This is a genomic window from Arthrobacter sp. GAS37 (genome assembly GCF_044908325.1).
GTDB classification, from domain to species: Bacteria; Actinomycetota; Actinomycetes; order Actinomycetales; family Micrococcaceae; genus Arthrobacter; species Arthrobacter ramosus.
This window is the reverse complement of the sequence record NZ_JBIYDB010000002.1, coordinates 270,053-287,852: the sequence shown is the minus strand read 5'-3', so window position 1 is coordinate 287,852 and position 17,800 is coordinate 270,053. Positions and strand designations below refer to the sequence as shown.

The 17,800-nt window shown below is 65.4% G+C and carries 17 protein-coding genes; 5 read left to right on the top strand and 12 right to left on the bottom strand.

Annotated elements, in window-relative coordinates; translation table 11 throughout:
• Positions 1-72: 72 nt before the first annotated feature.
• A complete protein-coding gene (locus tag ABH924_RS03535) occupies positions 73-315 on the top strand; it encodes a hypothetical protein (RefSeq protein ID WP_404496910.1) in 243 nt (80 codons plus the stop codon).
• Between the two features lie 74 nt (positions 316-389).
• Here the strand turns inward: ABH924_RS03535 and ABH924_RS03530 are convergent, their stop codons facing one another.
• The 4 genes from ABH924_RS03530 to ABH924_RS03515 form a co-directional block, all read right to left on the bottom strand.
• Complete coding sequence (locus tag ABH924_RS03530) at positions 390-914, bottom strand: DUF305 domain-containing protein (RefSeq protein ID WP_404496909.1); 525 nt, start codon at positions 912-914, stop codon at positions 390-392.
• Positions 915-1,049: 135 nt separating this feature from the next.
• A complete protein-coding gene (locus ABH924_RS03525; protein WP_404496908.1) occupies positions 1,050-1,508 on the bottom strand; it encodes a hypothetical protein in 459 nt (152 codons plus the stop codon).
• 92 nt (positions 1,509-1,600) lie between these two features.
• Entirely contained in the window at positions 1,601-2,431 is an 831-nt protein-coding gene (locus ABH924_RS03520) for a slipin family protein (protein WP_404496906.1), read from the bottom strand.
• 273 nt (positions 2,432-2,704) lie between these two features.
• A complete protein-coding gene (locus ABH924_RS03515) occupies positions 2,705-2,890 on the bottom strand; it encodes a hypothetical protein (protein ID WP_078108763.1) in 186 nt (61 codons plus the stop codon).
• Between the two features lie 98 nt (positions 2,891-2,988).
• Here ABH924_RS03515 and hrpB point away from each other — a divergent pair, with 98 nt between their 5' ends.
• From hrpB to ABH924_RS03500, 3 genes are all read left to right on the top strand, one after another.
• Positions 2,989-5,709 carry an ATP-dependent helicase HrpB gene (hrpB, locus tag ABH924_RS03510; protein ID WP_404496904.1) on the top strand — a complete coding sequence of 907 codons (2,721 nt, stop codon included), beginning with the start codon at positions 2,989-2,991 and terminating at the stop codon, positions 5,707-5,709.
• A 59-nt stretch (positions 5,710-5,768) separates the two neighbouring features.
• On the top strand, positions 5,769-6,521 hold the full coding sequence (locus ABH924_RS03505; protein WP_404496974.1) for a M50 family metallopeptidase: 753 nt from the start codon (positions 5,769-5,771) through the stop codon (positions 6,519-6,521).
• 113 nt (positions 6,522-6,634) lie between these two features.
• The gene (locus tag ABH924_RS03500) at positions 6,635-8,812 is read left to right on the top strand and encodes an elongation factor G-like protein EF-G2 (RefSeq protein ID WP_404496902.1); all 2,178 of its coding nucleotides are present in this window, start codon (positions 6,635-6,637) and stop codon (positions 8,810-8,812) included.
• A 3-nt stretch (positions 8,813-8,815) separates the two neighbouring features.
• Here ABH924_RS03500 and ABH924_RS03495 read toward each other — a convergent pair whose 3' ends face one another.
• The 5 genes from ABH924_RS03495 to ABH924_RS03475 all read right to left on the bottom strand — a co-directional run bounded on the left by ABH924_RS03495 (position 8,816) and on the right by ABH924_RS03475 (position 13,062).
• Positions 8,816-9,481, bottom strand: a complete 666-nt coding sequence (locus tag ABH924_RS03495; RefSeq protein WP_404496900.1) for an alpha/beta family hydrolase — start codon at positions 9,479-9,481, stop codon at positions 8,816-8,818.
• 2 nt (positions 9,482-9,483) lie between these two features.
• Complete coding sequence (locus ABH924_RS03490) at positions 9,484-10,104, bottom strand: L-threonylcarbamoyladenylate synthase (RefSeq protein ID WP_059389303.1); 621 nt, start codon at positions 10,102-10,104, stop codon at positions 9,484-9,486.
• A 27-nt stretch (positions 10,105-10,131) separates the two neighbouring features.
• A complete protein-coding gene (locus ABH924_RS03485) occupies positions 10,132-10,932 on the bottom strand; it encodes an ABC transporter permease (protein WP_404496972.1) in 801 nt (266 codons plus the stop codon).
• A gap of 61 nt (positions 10,933-10,993) precedes the next feature.
• The gene (locus ABH924_RS03480) at positions 10,994-11,980 is read right to left on the bottom strand and encodes an ABC transporter ATP-binding protein (protein WP_404496898.1); all 987 of its coding nucleotides are present in this window, start codon (positions 11,978-11,980) and stop codon (positions 10,994-10,996) included.
• Entirely contained in the window at positions 11,977-13,062 is a 1,086-nt protein-coding gene (locus tag ABH924_RS03475) for an outer membrane lipoprotein carrier protein LolA (RefSeq protein WP_404496897.1), read from the bottom strand. Before ABH924_RS03475 ends, ABH924_RS03480 begins: the two co-directional genes overlap by 4 nt.
• Before the next feature lie 232 nt (positions 13,063-13,294).
• Here ABH924_RS03475 and ABH924_RS03470 point away from each other — a divergent pair, with 232 nt between their 5' ends.
• Positions 13,295-14,698 (top strand): MFS transporter, encoded by a 1,404-nt coding sequence (locus tag ABH924_RS03470; protein ID WP_404496895.1) that lies wholly within the window; start codon positions 13,295-13,297, stop codon positions 14,696-14,698.
• Here the strand turns inward: ABH924_RS03470 and ABH924_RS03465 are convergent.
• Genes ABH924_RS03465 through kynA form a run of 3 tightly spaced genes read right to left on the bottom strand, consistent with a single transcriptional unit; the run spans position 14,650 to position 17,707 of the window.
• Positions 14,650-15,540 carry a PaaX family transcriptional regulator C-terminal domain-containing protein gene (locus tag ABH924_RS03465; RefSeq protein ID WP_234749559.1) on the bottom strand — a complete coding sequence of 297 codons (891 nt, stop codon included), beginning with the start codon at positions 15,538-15,540 and terminating at the stop codon, positions 14,650-14,652. The two genes, ABH924_RS03470 and ABH924_RS03465, sit on opposite strands and share 49 nt — an antisense overlap.
• A complete protein-coding gene (gene kynU / locus ABH924_RS03460) occupies positions 15,537-16,775 on the bottom strand; it encodes a kynureninase (RefSeq protein ID WP_404496893.1) in 1,239 nt (412 codons plus the stop codon). The genes ABH924_RS03465 and kynU overlap by 4 nt, the downstream gene beginning before the upstream one ends.
• A gap of 47 nt (positions 16,776-16,822) precedes the next feature.
• Complete coding sequence (gene kynA, locus ABH924_RS03455) at positions 16,823-17,707, bottom strand: tryptophan 2,3-dioxygenase (RefSeq protein ID WP_404496891.1); 885 nt, start codon at positions 17,705-17,707, stop codon at positions 16,823-16,825.
• Positions 17,708-17,800 lie beyond the last annotated feature (93 nt).

Sequence of the window (17,800 nt, the reverse complement as noted above, 5' to 3'; positions counted from 1 at the left end):
GCTGGGGCGACGGCGCAATCCATTCCCATGGACCGAACAGGACGGTGTTTTTAGATGTGCGATATTCCGGGTTTGATCAGTCGCCTTGAGGCCGAAGACCTCGCTCGATTGCGCGAGGTGGGCACAGAAAAGCCCTTGGACCCAGGGATGATCGCCGCCATAGACACCGCGGCTGGCGGGCCGGGCGAAGGCCGCGGCTATTACGTGGTCAATGGTTCCCTCTATCCGGTCGAAAGCAGGGACTACCACCTCCGGGAAGATGTAGCGGAGGCCGTGTTCGCAGCGGAAGGAACCTCCGTAGGCGTCACGGGCTAGACCCTGGGGACGCCGCTCCCCAGGCCACCCGCACCGGCCCACACTGGAAAAACCAGGTGGGCCGGCGCTTTGGGCTAGAGGGTTCCGAGTAGCTCCTCCATTTCCTTGATCTCGGCCTTCTGGGCCGTCACGATGTCCTTGCCCAGTTTGAGGGCATCGGCGTTCTTGCCGTCGGTGCCTTCCTTCTGCGCCATGGCCACCGCCCCTTGGTGGTGGGCGATCATGTGGGTCAGGAACAGCCTGGCTGCTTCCCGGCTTTGGGCGGACTCGAGTTTCGTCATGTCCTCGTCGTCCACTATTCCGTTCATGGTGTGGTCGCCGGACATCCCGACTGGCTCGTTCCATTCCTTGAGCCAGCCCGTCATCTTCTCGATCTCAGGGTCTTGGGCTGCCTTGATCCTGCCGGCGAGCGCAGTCACTTGGGCCGGGACGTCGTTCTTGGCGAGCATAATGTCGCTCATCTGAACGGCCTGGGCATGGTGGGGGATCATCATCCGGGCAAACCCTGTGTCCGCCGCGTTGTGGCCTCCCGCCGAGCAGCCGGCAAGTGCGATTGCTGCGGCAACGGCAAAGGTGGTCATGGTCAGTTTTTTTCTCATGGTTTTGGGGTCCTTCAATCAATCAGCCTGCAGAGGTACGGCTGCGTGGGACGCGCACAGCAAGCCAACCTCGTGGGCGGCGCGTCAGGGTGGAGTCTTGTGCAGCGGGCCGGCAGCCCGGTGCGGCTGTGGATTTTACGTGCGGCTGATGCGGAGGTCGCCCGGGGAAGGACTACCCGGGCGGTGCGAATAGCCGGAGACCAGGGCGCCGGCCTCGGCCGTGCCCACATTGGCATAGGGCGGGACGCCGGGTAGGGGTGCTGTCAGCGTGTTATGGCCCGGCGCAGGCACGCAGACGGCGTGCAGGGCCGACATCCCGGTACAGGTGCCCGGGCTTGTGCAAGACGGCGCCGGCGGTGAAGCCGCGGGTTGAACTGCAGCTTCGTCCGGCAGTGACGCCCGTTCAGCGACCGCGTGGACAGCATGCGACTGGCTCACGACGGCGGCCGGGCTCCCGACAGGGGTGGCGTGCATGCTGTGGCCACCCGCCATGACATGCATCCCGACGATTCCGGCGATGATCGACAACAGTCCTGCCAACAGACCCATGCGGAGGAGGAAGGCGGTGGCGCGGCCCCGTAGGGGGTCGGTCATGGTCTTCCTCCTTTTTGCGGCTTGTGCGCTCGGTTCTCAGGTTACGACGGGTTCAACGAGCATAGGCGCCGTTCAGTTTCACCCTGCCGCCTTCACCCTGCCGCCATAGTCCGGCCCGTCATGGTCCTCGGTGGTTGTGCGGCCTTCGCGGCGGCGGCTTCGCGGGCAAGGAATGCTCCGAGCTCGCCGATGGTGCTCATCAAGGGCGCAGGGAAGACGACGGTGGTGTTCTTGTCCACGCCGATCTCCACCATGGACTGCAGGTTGCGCAGCTGCAGGGCCAAAGGGTGGGCCATCATGGTGTCCGAGGCCATGCCCAGCGCGGCGGCGGCCAGGGACTCGCCTTCGGCGGCGATGATCTTGGCGCGCTTCTCACGCTCAGCCTCGGCTTGGCGGGCCATGGCGCGCTTCATGCTGTCCGGCAGCTGGATGTCCTTGAGTTCCACGAGGGTCACTTCGACGCCCCATTCCAAGGTCAGGCCATCCAGGATCTGACGGATATTGGCATTGATGACATCCGTTTCTGCGAGCGTTTCGTCGAGCGTGTGCTGGCCTACCACCTTGCGCAGCGTGGTTTGCGCGATCTGGTCAATCGCGGAGTAGACGTTTTCGATGGCGAGGACGGACTTGATGGCGTCCACCACCCGGAAATAGGCGACGGCGGAAATGTCCAGGCTGACGTTGTCCCGCGTGATGATGCCCTGGGACTGGATGGGCATGGTGACGATCCGCAGGGACACTTTCCTCAGCCGGTCGACGAACGGGATGATGATCACAAGCCCCGGAGTCCGGAGGCTCTGGACCCTCCCCAGCCTTAGCAGGACACCGCGCTCATACTGCGTGACAATGTGGATGGCCATCGAAAACCAGATGACCAGCAGGACAATCAAGACAATAAGCCAGGTGATGGCGTCCGCTGTCATGGCCGCCCACCGGCTTCGTCGCTTAGTGCTGATGCGTTCATGGCGGAGATCCTTTGGTGGCAGTGGAGGGAAAAGGGAGCCCAAGTTCCGCAGCGAGGCAGGCGAACCCGCTTACGTTGTATCTCCAGTAAATACCTTGGATTCGCCGAGTTGTAGGGCCTGCGGGCCTATCCTCCGGGTCGGATTAGCGGCGCCATGATCCAAGGGAACCGACGTGGTCCGAACGAATGAAAGGAACGCCCCCTTCGGGGACATTCCTTTCAATTTCGTGGCTTAGACCCTTTCGCGGGTCCGGTCGATAACCGGCTCCGGATCGTTCGTGAACTCACGGTGGCGGCGTGGGAAGGCCCAGAACATGAAGTCCTTCGCGTCCACCTTGGGCTCAGGGCGTTCCTCGGGTTCCTGTGAGGCATCTTTCCTGGTGTCCCGCCGGAAATCCTTGTTGTAGCCGTAGCACATCACAGACCTCCTTCTAGCAACTGCCCTTTAATCGTCCTCCCGATTCGGCACGCAGTCCACCTTTCAGGGGCGGATCCGCATATAGGCACAATGGAGGAGTGAAATCCCCACTCGTTCCCGGGAACGCCGCGCTCGCATACCGCCCTTTCGACCTGGACACGATCGGCGCGGGACTCGTCTTCGGAGAATCACTGGGGGAACTCGCCAAAGCCCTCGGTGCGGGAGGAACTGCAGGAACCGCGGTCGTGCAAGCGCCACCGGGGACCGGCAAGACGACGCTCGTGCCGCCCTTGCTTGCCAACATCGCGCTCGCCAACATCGGTGCCGGCGCCGTCACAGGGAAAGAGCGCCCCAGAGTGATCGTGACCCAACCACGACGGGTCGCCGCCCGCTCAGCCGCTCGGCGCCTCGCCGCCCTCGACGGCAGCCGGCTCGGCGATCGGGTCGGGTACACGGTCCGCGGAGAAAGCCAGACGGGTCCGGGGACCATCATTGAGTTCGCCACTCCGGGAATCCTCTTGCGCCGCCTGCTCGCGGATCCGGGGCTTGAGACCGCCAGCGCTGTGATCCTGGACGAGGTTCACGAACGCGGCCTGGAGACAGACCTGCTGCTCGGAATGCTCATCGAGGTCCGTGAGCTGCGGGAGGACCTCACCCTCGTTGCGATGTCTGCAACGCTGGACGCGCCACGGTTTGCCGCGCTGATTGGTAGTTCCGGCGTCGGGGAGGGTGCAGACGGAAAGCACGACGGCGGCGGGCCGGCACCCGTCGTCGACTGTCCGGCCGCGCTGCATCCCTTGAAAGTGGACTGGGCGCCCGCGGCAGGTCCACGTTTGGACGGACGCGGCGTGACCCGCACCTTCCTGGACCATGTGGCGGACACGGCCGCGTCGTCGTACACGGACACGCTCGCAGCTGATCCGGACATCGACGCCCTGGTCTTCGTCCCGGGTGCATGGGAGGTCTCCTATGTCGCTTCCCGGCTGCGCGCCCGCCTCGCTGCGAGGCTACCGGACGCGGAGGTATTGGAGCTTCACGGCCAGGCAAGCCCGGCGGAACAAGACCGGGCGGTTTCCGGCCGTGAGCCCGGCGGATCTCCCCGGATTGTCGTCTCGACTGCCCTGGCCGAATCCTCCCTGACAGTGCCGGGAGTCCGGCTCGTCATCGACTCGGGGCTGTCCCGTGAGCTGCGGCGTGACGCCAACCGCGGCATGTCCGGCCTGGTCACGGTCTCGTGCTCCCGTGCCTCCGCCGAACAGCGCGCCGGACGCGCGGCACGCCAAGGACCCGGACGGGTGGTCCGCTGCTACGAGCAAAAAGCGTTCGGCGCCGCGCCGGCCCACCCCACACCGGAAATTGCGGCCGCGGACCTGACGGGAGCCGCGCTGGTCCTGGCCTGTTGGGGATCACCGGGTGGCCGGGGGCTCGCACTTCCGGACTCCCCGCCCCAAGGCGCGATGGACGATGCCATGGAAGTGCTGCGGGAACTTGGTGCGATTGACCCCGACGGACTGGCCACGGACGTGGGAAAGACGCTGGCCAGGATCCCCGCCGATCCACGACTGGCCCGCGCACTGCTCGATGGTGCTGCCACAGTCGGGCACCGCGCTGCCGCGGAGGCGGTCGCCCTTGTGGCCGGCGATCAACGGGCTCAGGGGGCCGACCTGACGCGCCTCCTGGCCACACTCCGGACAGGCAAGGATCCCGCAGCCCGGCGTTGGGCTGAGGATGTCCGCCGCATGGAGGCGATCGCACGCCAGGAGCGATCCGCCGTCGGGCCTTCCCTGACTGCACCGCCAAGCCTGTCTTCCCCGGCGAGCGCGGCCGGGGCCGTGGGGTTCGTCGTCGCGCTCGCGTTCCCGGACCGTGTGGCGCGCCGCGTTCCGGGCGCCGGCCCTGAACGCTACCTGCTGACGTCCGGGACACGTGCCGGACTGCCGGCGGGCAGTCCACTCGCCGGCCACGAATGGCTCGCCGTGGCCGAAGTGTCCCGTGCGGAGGGCCGGGATGCGGCAGGGACCGGCGCTGTCATCCGTTCCGCTGCGCCCTTGGCAGCGGATGCGGCGGAAGCTGCCGCCAGCCACCTCCTGCGCAACGCGGTGGAAGCGGAATTCAAACAAGGCCGCGTCATCGCCAGGCAGGAACGGCGTATGGGAGCGATCCTGCTCTCGTCGACGCCCGTGAGGCCCTCCATAGACGACGGGCGCGTTGCCGTAGCCCACGCGCTGGCGAAGGAGGGCTTGGGGACCATTGGATGGTCGTCGCCCGCGGATGCTCTGCGCCGGCGACTGGCTTTGCTGAACAGGGAACTGGGCGATCCATGGCCGGACGTCTCCGAGCAAGCGTTGCTGGCCCGGCTGGACAAGTGGCTGGCACCGGAGCTCGAAGCGCTCGCCGGAGGCGACGCTACGAGCGGAATCGACCTGACCGAGCCGTTGCAGCGGCTTTTGCCGTGGCCGGAGGCGGCCCGTCTCGGTGAGCTGGTGCCGGAATGGCTTGAGGTGCCGAGCGGTTCGCGGGTGCGAATCGATTATCCGGACGCGGCGGACGGCGGCGGCCGGCCGGTAGTGGCCGTGAAGTTGCAGGAGTGCTTCGGCTGGGCCGAGACGCCCCGTTTGGTGGGCGGACGGGTGCCGGTGCTGTTCCACCTTCTTTCTCCGGCCAGGCGACCCCTGGCTGTGACAGATGACCTGTCTTCCTTTTGGTCCGGCCCCTATGCCCAGGTGCGTGCAGAAATGCGCGGCCGCTATCCGAAGCATCCCTGGCCCGAAGACCCGTGGACAGCGCCCGCCACGGCCAAGACCAAACGGAAGATGTGACCTCGGCTTCCAGCCGTCTGGGAGGCACTCACAGGCTCTTTCCTTAGGATGCGAGGGTGATGAACATGGAATTGCGTCCCGCTGACTTGGCCAACGACTGGTGGCAGGCCGTGCTGCGCGGATTCACCACGCCAGAGGTCCCGAACCTGGCGGCTCCGGTTGTGTTGGGCATCCTGGCTGCGGCCGTCGTGCTGAGTATCCCGCGGGCCACATGGCGTTGGTTTGGCCTCTACGTGACCTTCGTGCATGAACTGGGCCACGCGTTCGCCGCCCTCATGACGGGGCGGGTTGTCCACGGGCTCCGGATCGGGCTGGACCACTCCGGACAGCTCCTGAGCAGCGGGCGCGGCAAGTTCGGCGCAGCCTGGTCCGGTTTCTGGGGATATCCGAGTCCCGCGGTGGTAGGCGTGGCGCTCATCTGGTCCGTCTCGGCAGGGCGGTCGGGAGCGGCCATGTCCATCGGCGCGCTTGTATTGCTGCTCGCACTCATCTTTCTGCGGAACTTCACCGGAATCTTCGTCGCGCTCCTGAGCGCGGCGATTGCCCAGCTGCTTGTCATGTTCGCCACGGCCTCGACGGTCGGCCATGTGGTGCTGGGACTCGGCATAGCCCTCGAGGTGGGTGCCGTGCGGGATTGGTTCAAGGTGGCTTCGGTCCACACCCGCCGCCGGGATCAGCTCGCGTCGTCGGATGCCTACATCCTGGCCCGTTCCACCGGGGTGCCGTCCTTGCTGTGGCTGGTGGCTTTCGCCGGTGTCATTGCAGCAAGCGCGGCCATATCCGTTCGCCTGGTGTGGGGCATGCTCTCCTGAGCCTGGGGTTTCGGCACAGACTGGGTCGATTGCTCTTGCCGTGCGCCGGTCCAGGGTGTGGAATCGGTTAGCAAAGGACGCGGGGGATTCGGCTTCTACTCCAGGAGGTGCTCATGTCGGTGAAAGGCCCAGGCAGTGCGACGAAGGGGTCGAACCGGACCAACCCCGATCTTCGACGCGCGGACCCTTCCTCGGCGCCGGCCGATCGGCCCGGGAATATCCGCAACGTCGTCCTGATTGGCCGCTCAGGCGCCGGAAAGACGATGCTGCTCGAATCGCTCCTCTACGCTGCCGGCGTCGTGTCCCGCATGGGTTCGATCGTGGATGGCACTACCGTGAGTGATTCGGAAGCGACGGCCATCCACCAGCAGCGGTCCATCGGACTATCTGCGGCGCCCCTGGTCTTCGACGACGTCAAAGTGAACCTTCTCGACACCCCGGGCTACGCCGATTTCATGGGAGAGTTGCGCGCGGGGCTGCGTGCTGCCGATGCGGCGCTGTTCGTGGTGTCGGCCGTTGACGGCGTCGACGTCGGAACCACCGCCCTTTGGGGTGAATGCGAGCGCGTCGGCATGCCCCGGGCCGTGGTAATCAGCCGGCTTGACCATCCGCGGGCGAACTACGACGCTGTCCTGGCCGAATGCCGGGCCGCCTTCGGCGATTCCGTCCTGCCCCTCCACTTGCCGGTCCGCAACGGTGACGCCGTCTCGGGCGTGCTCGGGCTGCTTTCGGGCTCGGTGTCGGAGTACACCTCCGGGGAGCCACGACCTGCGATGCGTCCCGCGACTGCGGCGGAACTGGCCGCCGCGGAGGTTGTCCGCGGGGAACTCATCGAGGGCATCATTTCCGAGAGCGAGGATGAGACCTTGATGGACCGGTACCTCGGCGGCGAGGAGGTCCCCATCGATACCCTCGTGGAGGATTTGGAGACCGCGATCGTCCGAGGGACGTTCTTTCCGGTGCTGGCAAGCTCCTCCGTGACCGGAGTCGGCACGGCCGAACTGCTGGAAGTGCTGACCCGGGCGTTTCCGTCTCCGATCGAGAGAAGTCTCCCGACGGTAAATGACCTGGGCGGGACGCCTGTCCCACCCTTGACATGCGATCCGGATGGCCCGCTCCTTGGCGAAGTAGTGCGGACTACCGTTGACCCGTTCCTGGGACGGGTGTGCCTTGTCCGGGTCTTCTCGGGGACGCTTCGCGAGGACTCCGCCGTGCACGTGGGAGGGCACGGCCTGGCCGAACGAGGCCACCCCGACCACGACAGCGACGAGCGGATCACCCATCTTTACTCTCCGTTGGGGTCCAGCCTTCGGCCGGTACAGTTCGCCGTGGCCGGGGACATTTGCGCGCTGGCGAAGGTGGCGAGCGCCGAGACGGGAGACACGGTTTCCGCGCGCGAGGCTCCATTGCTCGTGGAAACCTGGGACATGCCCGAGCCGCTGATGCCTGTCGCGATCGAAGCGGCTTCGCACGGCGATGAGGACGCGCTGTCCAAGAGCCTGGCCAAGGTCGCGGCGGGAGATCCGACCCTGAGGGTGGAGCGCAACTCCGAGACGCATCAGCTAGTCCTGTGGTGCATGGGCGAGGCGCACTCGGAGGCAGTCCTGGACCGCCTGCGCGAGCAGGGGGTGAAGCTCCAGACCGTGGACGTCATCACTCCGCTCCGGGAGACCTTCGCCGCCCAGGCCGTCGGCCACGGGCGCTATGTCAAGCAATCCGGCGGCCACGGACAGTACGCGATTTGCGATATCGAAGTGGAACCCCTTGAACGCGGGGGAGGCTTCGAATTCGTCGACAGGATTGTGGGCGGGGTCATCCCCGGCACGTATGTAGTGTCGGTCGAGAAGGGCGTCCGGGCCCAGATGAGCAAGGGGGTGCGGGCAGGGTTCCCGGTGGTCGACATCCGCGTGACACTGGTTGGCGGCAAGACACACAGCGTCGATTCATCGGACGCCGCTTTCCAGGCGGCCGGCGCGTTGGCCCTGCGCGAGGCCGCCGCGGCGAGCAGCATCCAACTCCTTGAACCGATTTCGGCCGTGACCGTCCTTGTGGCCGACGAGCATGTGGGCGCGGTCATGAGCGATCTGTCCTCCCGCCGCGGACGCGTCACTGGAACGACATCCGTGGGCGGAGAGCGCACTGAGATCAGTGCCGAAGTTCCCGAACAGGAACTGCTGCGGTACGCGATCGTGCTGCGGGGACTGACCGCGGGAAGCGGTCGATTCCGCCGGGAGTACTTGCGGCACGAGCCGCTGCCGCCCGGCATAGCCGTTGCCCCGGCGAAAGCCTGAGGCTCAGCGGTTCTTTCGAAGGAATGCTGACACCGGGGCCGCCAAGGAGGCCCCCACATCCGCCGCGCTCTTCTTGACTCCCACGCGTCCAAACGAATGGTCGCCGCCGTCCCACCACTCGATGGTGGCGGTGGGTCCAATCCGGGCTACCACGTTTTCGAGCAGCTCGGGCGTCGCGAAGGTGTCCCGGGTGCCCTGCAGGAAGAGCATGGGCAGCGTGAGCCCGTAGAGGTGCTCATCGCGGAGCTTCTCCGGTTTTCCCGGCGGGTGCAGCGGGTAGCCGAGGTAGACGAGTCCGGCCGCGGACATGCCTTCGGCAACCGCCATCGACGCCATGCGACCGCCGAAGGACTTGCCGGCTGCCCACAGCGGTTCGCCCTCTGAACGGGACGCCGCTGCCTCCATGACGGCCCGCCACGCCGCGATCGCGGCAGGCGGCCGGTCGGGGAACCTCTTGCCGGCTTCCCGGTAGGGGAAGTTGAAGCGCAAGGTCGCGACGCCGTCGTCGTTCAACGCGTGCGCGAGACCGCCCAGGAACGGATGCTCCATGCCCGCCCCGGCTCCGTGGGCAAGCACGAGGGTCGCAACCGGTTTGTCGGGCCGGGCGTAGATGCCGGAAATCGGTACGCCGTCGACGTCGATCGTGACATGGGATTCGGCGCTGCGCATGCTCACTCGAATCGGGAGGGATCGCCGGTGCCGCGCCTGACCACTTCCGCTGTGCCGCTTGAGAAGTCCACCACGGTGGTGGGCTCTGCGCCGGTGTCTCCGGAGTCGATGACGGCTTCCACCAGATTGTCCAGGCGTTCCTTGATTTCCCAGCCTTGGGTCAAGGGTTCCTCCTCGTCGGGGAGCAGCAAGGTGCTGGAAAGGAGCGGTTCGCCCAGTTCGGCGAGCAGGGCCTGGACAAAATTATGGTCCGGGATCCGCACGCCTACCGTTTTCTTTTTGGGGTGCAGGAGACGGCGCGGCACTTCCTTCGTGGCAGGCAAGATGAACGTGTAGCTTCCCGGCGTGACGGCCTTGATGCTTCGGAAGACATCGTTGTCGATCATGACGAACTGCCCGAGCTGCGCGAAATCCTTGCAGACCAAGGTGAAATGGTGCTTGCTGTCGAGCTGCCGGATCGAGCGGATCCGGTCGAGGGCTTCCCTGTTGCCGATTTGCGCGCCGAGCGCGTAGCAGGAATCGGTGGGGTAGGCGATGAGCCCGCCGGACTGGAGGATATTCACCACCTGGGCAATTGCGCGTGGTTGGGGGTCCTGGGGGTGAACATCGAAGAATCTTGCCATGCCACGAGCTTACGGGCAGGCCCTACTTCAGGACAGGACATCCTTGCTCGTGAATTTGCCATAAGCCAGCGCGCCGGCCGCCACGATGTAGCCCGCCTGCAGGAGGGCATTGTCGCCGAAGCTCGTCCACGAGATGGGTTGGCGCAAGAGGTCGGCGAAGCCCAACCAGTAATGGCTGAAGAGCCACGGGTGCAGCCACTCCAATTGCGGCAGGTTGTCCGCCACTTGCGACACCACGGACAACACGATGGTCGCAGCCATGGCTCCGACCGGTACGTCCGTGAACGTGGAAATTGCCAGCCCGATAGCGGACAGCCCCAACAAAGACACCGCGATGTACGCAGCAATAAGCAGGGAACGCACCACGGATTCGCCGACGCCGATAGTGTCGCCCGACAGCAGGGTGACCGGGCCCACCGGGAAGAGCGCGACGCCGGCCAGCGCACCGGCGGCGGCCACGGTAAGGGTCGCTGCCAGGCAGAACGCCGCGGCGGCCGCGTATTTGATCAGCAAGAGGCGGACGCGCCCCGCCGGCGCGACGAGCAAGTACCTGAGCGTCCCCAGGTTCGCTTCTCCGGCAATCGTGTCGCCAGCCACCACTCCGATCGTGAGGGGAAGGAACAAGGGCACGGAGACGATCATTGCGGTCACGCCGACGAAAAGCCCGTTTTGGGTGATCCGGTCCAGGAAGGGCGGACCGCGACCCGGCGCCACGGGATGCGAGCTCAGCTTGACCGCCGCGGCAATGAGGATGGGGATCGCGGAGAGCGCCAGGAGCATGGCCCATGTCCGAAGCCGCCTGAACAGTACCGAGAGCTCCGAGGCCATGAGTGACCACGAGCTTGATGCCCCGGCCTTCGGCGCGGCAGTTATGACTGCGGTTTCGTCTTCAGCCGGCAATGTCGAAGCCCTCTCCGGTAAGGGAGACGAAGCGCTCCTCCAGGCTGGCGTTCTCCACGCCGAAGCCCCGCACCCGGACGCCGTCGGACACGAGGGCCGCCACGATCGCCTCGGGAGCCACGTCGTGCCCCGGTGGACCGGTACTGACGAGGCTCTGGCCATCGGGACCGTACGAGCCGGGTGGCGGAGCAGACAGTTCCGACTGCAGGCCGAGCCTGGAGAGGACCCGGACAGCGGCCTCAATGTCCGGCGTGTGGAGGCGGATCGTAGCTTTGCCCGCGGCGCGCAGTTCGTGCAGGGTTCCTTGCGCCACGAGCTTGCCCACGCTCATGACTCCCACGTGGGTGCACATCTGCTCCACTTCCGCGAGGAGATGGCTGGAAACGAACACAGTGGTGCCCCCGGCCGCCAGCGAGCGCACCAGGCTGCGCACCTCCCGGGTCCCTTGCGGATCGAGGCCGTTGGTGGGTTCATCCAGGACAAGCAGTTCCCTCGGCCGCAGGAGTGCATGCGCAATTCCGAGCCGCTGTTTCATCCCGAGGGAATAGGCTCGGACTTTCTTGCCTGCGGCATGGGACAACCCCACCCTCTCGAGCGCTTCATCCACCCGTGCGGCCCGGGTCCGCGGGGAGGCATGAAGATCGGCGCTGTCCAATCGCCGAAGGTTCGCTGCCCCGGACAGGAAAGGGTAGAAGGCGGGGCCTTCCACCAGCGAGCCAACGTTGGGCAGGACTGTTGCCAGTTGGCGCGGCATCTCGCCGCCAAGAACCCGGATGTGGCCGTTCGTGGCGGAAGCCAAGCCGAGCAGTAGCCGGATGGTCGTGGTCTTGCCGGAGCCATTTGGACCGAGGAAGCCAAAGACTGAACCGCGGGGAACTGCCAGGTCAACGCCGTCGACGGCGGCCCGGTGCCCGAAGCGCTTGCTGAGGCCTTGCGTCTCGATCGCCAATTCAGCTGGCGCGGATGCCTCCGTCATTTCGTGGCGGCTGCGGACTGCAACCGCTCAAGTGGCACCATTCCCGCGAAGACGCGGCCGTCGTCGAGCATCAAAACGGTTACCAGGCTCGTCGTCAGCGCGCGGCCGCCAGCGACCGGCTGGGTGAGCTGGGCCAACAACGGAGCCGAACGGACATCCGTGGGGACCGTGCCAGCGGGCAGGCTGATCACTGCGTCCCAACCGGTGCCTGTGATGGTTGGCCGGCCCGCTGCTGCCTTGGCTTGCGGTGCCTGCCCGGTCTCACCGGGGAGGGCACGCGACTGCGGGGTTGCCTTCTCTTCCACGGCGGCACCGCGGGGCGGAGTGAAACTGAACAGGGCGGCGTCGGGGGCCGACAAGTTCAGCTCAGTGAATGCGAGCGAAAAGGCCGCTGCGGCCTGGCCCCGTGCCCGCACATCGACGCCGAGCGGCAGGCCCGAGGCGGAGTCGACGGCGATTGTCACGGAATCGACGAGCGTGGTTGTACTGCGCGGCGTGATCACCAATTGGTAGGCCGTGTGGCCGGCCACGGTGGTTCCGTCACCCACTGCCACGTCCGTGGTGGGCCCGACGGCGGCGAGGAAGTGCTGCGCGACGACGTCAGGAGTGGTTACCCCTGGAGTCGGTGTCGCGTGCGGGGCCGCTGTGCGCGCCGTCTCAGCGGGCATCGTCATGTGCGCCGCACTGTTGTCGGCCGAGTTGTAGAGCCACAGATCCTTGCCGTTGCGGACGACGTCGCGCTCGGCGAGCATGTCCATCACCTGGAACCTGGCCTTGGTGGGACCGTCCAGGTAGACCCGGGCCGTGTGTGAACCGCTCAGAAGCTCGATGACTGAAGCCGGACCCTGGGTTGCAGTTGGCCCGACGGAGGGGAGCTGGGGGAGTCCCAGTTCGGAACTTTGTTGAAGGGTTCCGGACAAAGCCTTCACGTCGGCGCGGCCGATCATCGCGATGACTTCCTCGGCTGTTTTGTGCGGCAGGCTCGTCGCAGCTCCTGCCTGGTAGGAACCAGCCAGGGCAGCTGCAGCAAGGGCTACCGGAACCAGCGCGGCCGGCAACCAACGCAACCACGGGCGAGTCACGGCAACCTCGCGAACCGTCCACCATCGGGGAAGTTCATGCTTCCAGAGTACTCCTGGTGCTCGGAGGGATCACGTGTTCATGCCTCCATGTCCGTGCCCGGCAGCGCGGAGATTCGATTCCCGATCATCGGTAACCGCATGGCGTCGGTCAGACGAAAACCGCGAGTCTTGATCTCCTCACCCCCCGGATCTCCGTCCGCACAGAGACAACGCCGTCCCAAGGAGAAACCCCATGGCAACAACCACCCGGAAACAGGCAACGATGCGCAAGACCCCCGGAAAAGCCGCCCTCGCGTCGTTCCTCGGTAGCACCCTCGAGTATTACGACTTCTTCATCTACGGCTCTGCGGCCGCGCTGGTCTTCGGACCTCTGTTCTTTCCCTCCGATGATCCCGCCGTCGGCCTGATCGGCGCCTTTGCTACCTTCGGCGTCGCTTACATCGCACGCCCGGTGGGAGGACTCGTTATGGGCCATTTCGGCGACAAAATGGGAAGGAAGAAGATCCTGCTCATCACCCTCGGCGTCATGGGCCTGTCTTCGCTCGGCATCGGCTTCCTGCCGAGCTACAGCCAGATCGGGTACTGGGCGCCGGTCCTTCTGGTTGCCGGTCGCCTGGCTCAGGGCTTCTCTGCCGGGGCTGAGTCCGCCGGAGCATCGACGCTGACACTGGAACACTCGCCGGAAGGCCGCCGCGGATTCTTTACCAGCTTCGTGATGACCGGGTACGCCTCCGGCATGGTCCTCGCCACGCTGGTCTTCATTCCGGTCGCGGCACTGCCCCACGACGCACTCATGAGCTGGGGGTGGAGGATCCCCTTCTGGCTGTCGATTGTGGTCCTGGCCATCGCCTACTGGGTCCGCACCCATCTGGATGAGACGCCCGTCTTCGAAGACGCCAAGGAGAAGGACGCGGTGGCTTCCTTGCCGATCCGCGATGTGCTCAAGTTCCAGTCCATGGACGTGGTGCGCGTCATTGGGATGTCAGTCATGTCGGTCATGCAGACCATCTTCACCGTTTTCGGTTTGGCCTATGCCACGGGAGCGGCCGGCTTCGACAAGACGGCAATCCTTACTGTGAATGCCGTGGCGATCGGACTGTCAATGTTCGCCATGCCCCTCGTCGCGAGGCTGTCGGACAAAGTGGGGCGGCGACCATTGCTCCTGACCGCAGCCATTGGATGCTCGGCCACGATCTTTGCCTACTTCTGGGCGCTGTCCACCGGCAGCATCTGGTTGGTCTTCGCCGCGGCCTTCGTGAACATGACACTGCTCTACTCATGCTTCAACGGCATCTGGCCCTCATTCTTCGCCGAACTGTTCGCGGCCCCCGTTCGATACTCCGGCATGGCCATCGGCAACCAGCTGGGACTGGTGGTGGCAGGCTTCGGTCCGCTGATCGCCGGCCTGCTGCTCGGCAAAGGCGCTGACGGCTGGGTGCCCGTGGCGGTGTTCGCGTGTGCCTGCATGGCAATTGCCGCTGTCTGCGTGGTTTTGTCGAGGGAAACGGCGAAAACGCCGATTGAGGAGCTGGGCGCGCCCTACCTGCGGGGCATGGCCCTCCGGGCATCCCAAAGCCATGGCAGCGGCTACGCCTCCAGCGTCCTCCGCACGAAGTCCGCGCTCGGCCGTGAATAGGCGGCCCCGAGGCGCTCGAACAAGGCGATTCCCGTCGTGCCGGGCCAATCTTTGGGAAGAAGCTCCGCCGGCAGCCCCGGATCCAGATACGGAATGATCCGCCAGCGGTCGATGCATCGGACATAACGGGCGAACGTTTCGGCCGTGGCCTCGGGAGAGGCTCCCATCAGCTGGTGAGCATCACCCGGGCCGCCGTCGGAACCGTTACCCGGGCCGCCGTCGTCGGCCGCTGAACCATAATGCCTGATGAAGTCGCGATGCAGTTCTGCCACGGCCTCCAGGTCCCACCATGCGGATGCGGCATCGCGGAGGCTGCCGCCGACCAAGGGAGTGTCCGTGACGAACACCGTGGCCATGCCGCGCAGCTTCAGGTCCTCCAGGATCTCCTCCACTTCCTCCCGAAGCGAATCCGGGCAGATCCACAGCCCTGCTGCCACCGTGCCGCATCCAATCCAGTGCAATCTCCGACGCAATTGGTGCCGCTTTTCCCGCTCCGTTTCCGGAATGGAAAAGGACACGAGGCACCAGCGGTCCGCGGACGACATAAGGCGGGGGTTGAAAATCCGCCGGTCGCCGCGGGCAAGCATCGCTGCGGCGCCCTCGGTAACCGCGAAGCCGGGAACACCGTGACGCACTTGCGGAAGGACGATTTCCTTCTTCTTCAACCGTGACAAGGCCGTCCGGGAAACGGCCGCGGTCAGCCCAAGAGCCTCCATGAGGGCGATGATGTGCCTCGTGGACATCCATCCACCGGCATCGCGCAGATACAAGCCGATGACCGTGCGCAGCAATGACGTGGTACTCCCGGGCCGGGAGTCCATGTCGTCGAGGACAGCGCTCACAGGAGTTCGGTGAGGGCGTCCCGGATGGCGGTCACTCCCAGCTCAACCTCCGCGTAGCTGGTGCTGAGCGGCGAGAGGCCGATCCGCAGTCCGTGCGGCGGACGGAAATCCGGAATGACACCCCTTTCCCACAGCGTCTGGGTCACCTCGCCGAAAAGGGGATGGTCCACCGTGATGTGCGAGCCACGCTCCGCGGTGTTGCGAGGGCTGACAATCTCGACGCCCAGGGGGACCAGCATGTCCTCAGCCAAGGCAACTGCGTACTCAGTGAGCTTGACGGACTTTTCCCGCACGGCGTCCATGCCCACTGATGCGATCAACTCGACCATGTCCTTGAGCGGCTGCATGGCCAACACCGGGGGAGTGCCGGTGATGAAGCTTCGGATCCCCTTTGCCGGCTTGTAGCTTTCCGTCATGCCGAAGGGGTTGTCGGCGCCCATCCAGCCCCAAATAGGCTGTTGCAGACGGTCCTGCTGCGAAGCGTTGACGTAAGCGAACGCGGGAGAGCCCGGGCCGCCATTGAGGTACTTGTACGTGCAACCTACTGCGAGGTCCACGCCCCATGCGTCCAACTCGAGGGGAACCGAGCCTACGGAATGGCACAGGTCCCAAAGCATGAGCGCCCCGGTTTCCTTGACCATTGCGGTGATCGCCGCCGCATCCGCCAGGAAACCGGAACGGTAAGCCACGTGGCTGAGAACGACGACGGCGGTCCGCTCGCTGATCAGTCCCTCGAGGTCCGTGGTCCGGACGCCGCTGGCCGGGTTGGAGGCGACCCACTTGATTGTGGCGCCCTTTTCCGCGGCGATGCCCTCGATGATGAAACGGTCCGTGGGGAAATTGTCCCGGTCCACAACAATCTCATCGCGGCCGGGCTGGGCGTCAACCGCTGCCCGGATGAGCTTGTAGAGCATCACGGACGTGGAATCTCCCACGGTGACCTGGCCGGCGGCCGCGCCCAGGGTGACGACGCCGATCCGGTCGCCCACCGTGATGGGCTCGTCCATCCACTGTTCGTCCCAGCCGCGGATGAGGCGGCTGCCCCAGTCATCCTCGACGAAGGACGCAAGCTTCGCCGACGTCGCCTTGAGCGGACGGCCGAGCGAGTTCCCGTCGAGGTAAGCGGTGAGTTGACCGCCTCCCGGGGAGTAAAAGGCCTCACGCTGCTCGGCGAGGGGATCTGCGGCGTCGAGTTCTGCCGACGTCGGCCGTTGCGTTTGCTGCGTGCTGTTCATGTCTCTCCTCAAGGAAGCTGATGGGGTTGCTGGGGCTGGATTGCTGTTCAGTTGCCGATCTCGGTGCGGACGGCGTAGAGCTCGGGGAAAAAGGTCAGGTCAAGGGCCCGCTTGAGGAAGTCGACGCCCGAGGAGCCGCCCGTACCTACTTTGAATCCGATGGTCCGTTGCACCGTACGCAAGTGGCGGAAGCGCCACGCGTGGAAGTTGTCCTCGATGTCCACGAGGTCTTCGCAAGCCTCGTAGAAACCCCAGGGCGTGGCTTCCGATTCGTAGATCTCCTGGAAGACCGGGACGAGGTCCTTCCGGAACGTCCACGGTTCGCTCGTGTCACGTTCCAGGATTTCGGCGGGGACGGCATAACCGGCCCGCGCCAGCACCGCGAGGAAGGCGTCGTAAAGGGTCGGCTCCTCCAGGAGCGTGCTGAGCTGGCTGTGCGCCGCCGGATCGCTCTCGAAAACCCGGAGCATGTCCCGGTTCTTGTTGCCCAGCAGGAACTCAACGGCGCGGTACTGGTGGGACTGGAAGCCTGACGAGCTGCCCAGGAAGCGCCGGAATTCGGAGTACTCGCGCGGAGTGAGGGTGCCCAGGACAGACCACTGCTCGGTCATGGTCCGCTGGATCGCCTTGACGCGTGCGATGCATTTGAGGGCTTTGGCAAGGTTGTCCGCATCAAGGAGCCGGCGGGCTTCAAGGAGTTCATGCAGGACGAGCTTGAGCCACAGTTCGCTGGTCTGGTGCTGGATGATGAACAGCAATTCGTCATGGTGTTCCGGGGTGCTCAACGGGTGCTGGGAGGTGAGGAGGCGGTCAAGGTCCAGATAACCGCCGTAGGACATGGCCTGGCTGAAGTCGGTGCGGACCGAATCCTCGATGGGCCTGATGTTTTGGGCCCTGATGTTCTCTTCGGAGTGGCCGGTGCGGTTTTCCATACATTGAGAGTATCACTATTGTGACGAACGTCAAGATAGTGAATTTCCGGGAAGCCCAGGCTCCCGGTGGCGTTCCAAAGGCTCCTTTTTGTT